General features: G+C 41.3%; 3 protein-coding genes and 1 tRNA gene. 2 read left to right on the top strand and 2 right to left on the bottom strand.

The window, feature by feature from the left end; translation table 11 throughout:
* Window positions 1–53: 53 nt before the first annotated feature.
* Window positions 54–126, top strand: a tRNA-Gly gene (locus B2Z67_RS08485).
* 84 nt (window positions 127–210) lie between these two features.
* Here B2Z67_RS08485 and B2Z67_RS08480 read toward each other — a convergent pair.
* Both B2Z67_RS08480 and yihA read right to left on the bottom strand, forming a co-directional pair.
* Window positions 211–810, bottom strand: a complete 600-nt coding sequence (locus B2Z67_RS08480) for a DUF4923 family protein (protein ID WP_291529392.1) — start codon at window positions 808–810, stop codon at window positions 211–213.
* Window positions 811–823: 13 nt separating this feature from the next.
* A complete protein-coding gene (yihA, locus tag B2Z67_RS08475; RefSeq protein WP_291529391.1) occupies window positions 824–1,429 on the bottom strand; it encodes a ribosome biogenesis GTP-binding protein YihA/YsxC in 606 nt (201 codons plus the stop codon).
* Window positions 1,430–1,726: 297 nt separating this feature from the next.
* On the opposite strand from yihA, the gene recR reads away from it, so the two are divergent.
* Window positions 1,727–2,350: a recombination mediator RecR gene (recR, locus tag B2Z67_RS08470; RefSeq protein ID WP_291529390.1), complete on the top strand. Its 624-nt coding sequence runs from the start codon at window positions 1,727–1,729 to the stop codon at window positions 2,348–2,350.
* Window positions 2,351–2,537: the final 187 nt, after the last annotated feature.

Genomic DNA, 2,537 nt, shown 5'->3' with positions numbered 1-2,537 from the left:
GGTTCGAGTCCTGTTCTGGGCACTTCTTCTTTGTGAAAAGAGGGTCATCGAATGCGGAAATAGCTCAGTTGGTAGAGCATAACCTTGCCAAGGTTAGGGTCGCGAGTTCGAGTCTCGTTTTCCGCTCGATTTTTTTCATAAAATTAATTTTAAAATGAAAAAAGCCTCGCAAATTAATTTTTGCGAGGCTTTTTGATTTCGTTTGCTCTCTTATTTTTTCTCAAGCGAGAACCCTAACATCATACCATCGTACTTACTTGCCAATGAACTGATTGTTTTTAATGTAGAGTTGGAACTCTTACTGGAGAGGGTAGTGATTAGCTTCAACAGCTTGTCCGAATCAAACAACAAGTCCATTTTGCCGGACGTACAGTTAACTTTGGCGTCCATACCTATAAGTTTTACGAACTTCAAATTGACTTTGTTGTCAGAAGCGCTGTATGAATAGCTTCCGTTTAAGGCGCGGCTTCCCAATTTTGCATTGAAGGTACTGTCGGCATTGAAGGTGAAACTCATAAGTCCGGGTTTGATACCTACTTTACTGAGTTGCTCGTTCAGTTTGGATTCGGCAGTAGAAGAAGCGACGGCGCCTCCTGCTTTCATTAACAGATTGTCCGACTCAAACTCGACGGCAGCGCCGGTATACGACCATGTACCAATCATTTCAACGGTATTTTTACCTGTGACGGCGCTAACTACCTTTTCTACATTTTCTTTGTTAAACAAATCTTTCAATGATTGTGCCTGACTGTTGGCTGATACCAGCATCAGAGTGGCAATGAGTGCCAGTGAAAATACACTTTTTTTCATTTTTGCTAATAATTTATTGAGTTTTTAATTCTCTGTTTATACTTTCTATGTAATCTAATAACTCTTTTCTTCCCATTTTGTTTTCAGAAGAGGTCACAAAATAAGGAGGAAGTTCTTCCCATTGTTCATTTAGCTTTTCAAGGTATTGTCTGATGTTGGTATTTACTTTGCCGCTTTTCAACTTGTCGGCCTTGGTAAAGACTATAGAGAAGGGTACTTCATGTTCGCCCAGCCATTCCATAAATTGAAGGTCAATGGTTTGCGGGTCAAGTCGCGAATCAATAAGCACAAAGAGGTTAGTCATTTGTTCACGTTGCAGGATGTAGTCTTCGATGATACGTTGTATCTGTGCCTGACTTTTTTGTCCGCGTTTCGCATAGCCATAGCCCGGTAAATCGACAATATACCAGCTCTTATTAATAAGGAAGTGGTTAATGAGCATGGTTTTTCCCGGAGTTGCGGATGTCATGGCAAGTCCTTTGCGTCCTGTCAACATGTTGATAAGGCTGGATTTCCCAACATTGGAACGTCCGATAAAGGCGTATTCCGGGAATATCCCCGCAGGGCATTTTTTTACGTCTGTATTACTGATAACGAATTCAGCGCTTGTAATATCCATATTCTTGTCAGTTTTAGAAAGTTTATTACTCTTTTTATATACCCGGGAAGCATTGTTAATAAATGCCTTGCACGTTTTTAAAGAATATTGCGGTCGTTTTTTAAAAACGTTGCTTGCATTCTTTAAAAACGTTGCGCCCCTTGTCAGAAGGCTGTAGTATGCGATAATATATAAATATTGACACTCTTTATAGGTAGTTCTTCATTTTTTACATCTGCAAAGGTAACACTTATTTCAAAATTCCGTGTTCCGAATGCGAAAAACTGATTATCTTTGCCACCAATAGTTGATTTTAGTATGAATGAACGATTTTCCTCCATGTTATTGGAGAAGGCGGTAAGTGAATTTGCAAAGCTACCCGGGGTAGGACGGAAGACGGCCATGCGTCTGGTGTTGCATCTTTTGCGACAGGATACGGCTGCGGTAGAAGCTTTCGGCAACGCTATTGTTACGCTGAAGCATGAAGTGCGGTATTGTAAAGTCTGCCACAATATCTCGGATACGGAAACGTGCCGTATTTGTGCTAACCCGCAACGGGATGCTTCTGTGGTTTGTGTTGTAGAGGATATCCGTGCTGCTATGGCTGTGGAAGCTACGCAACAGTTTCGTGGCGTGTACCATGTACTGGGTGGAGTTATTTCGCCGATGGATGGTATAGGACCGGGGGATTTGCAGATAGAAAGCCTTGTGCTGCGAGTTGCTGCCGGTGGGATAAAAGAAGTTATCCTGGCGCTCAGTACTACAATGGAGGGTGACACTACTAATTTTTATATTTATCGCAAATTGGAAAAGATGGGAGTGAAGCTGAGTGCCATATCACGTGGAATTTCTATCGGAGACGAGTTGGAATATGTAGACGAAATAACTCTGGGACGTAGTATTCTGAACCGGACTCCTTTTATGGGGGGAGTTGGGAGTTAGTAGTAAGTAGTTAGTAGTAAGTAGTAAGTAATAAGTAGTTAGTAATAAGTAGTTAAAGTACTCAAGTTTCGCATATTTTATGTTGTTAATAATCAGTAGTATCTCTATTCTCCTCCTCCTGGGAGGAGGAGTACCCCGTCAGGGGGGAGGTGGTAGGTAAAACAAATACCTATTAATCATAACTCTA

The sequence above is a fragment of the Bacteroides sp. UBA939 genome, assembly GCF_002293435.1.
GTDB lineage: Bacteria > Bacteroidota > Bacteroidia > Bacteroidales > Bacteroidaceae > Bacteroides.
Note: the sequence above shows the minus strand (reverse complement) of the source record. Positions and strands in the feature narration are given on the sequence as shown.

Coding starts and splice junctions, on each gene's coding strand:
- B2Z67_RS08480 (WP_291529392.1), bottom strand. CDS start 810: ATGAAAAAAAGTGTATTTTCACTGGCACTCATTGCCACTCTGATGCTG.
- yihA (WP_291529391.1), bottom strand. CDS start 1,429: ATGGATATTACAAGCGCTGAATTCGTTATCAGTAATACAGACGTAAAA.
- recR (WP_291529390.1), top strand. CDS start 1,727: ATGAATGAACGATTTTCCTCCATGTTATTGGAGAAGGCGGTAAGTGAA.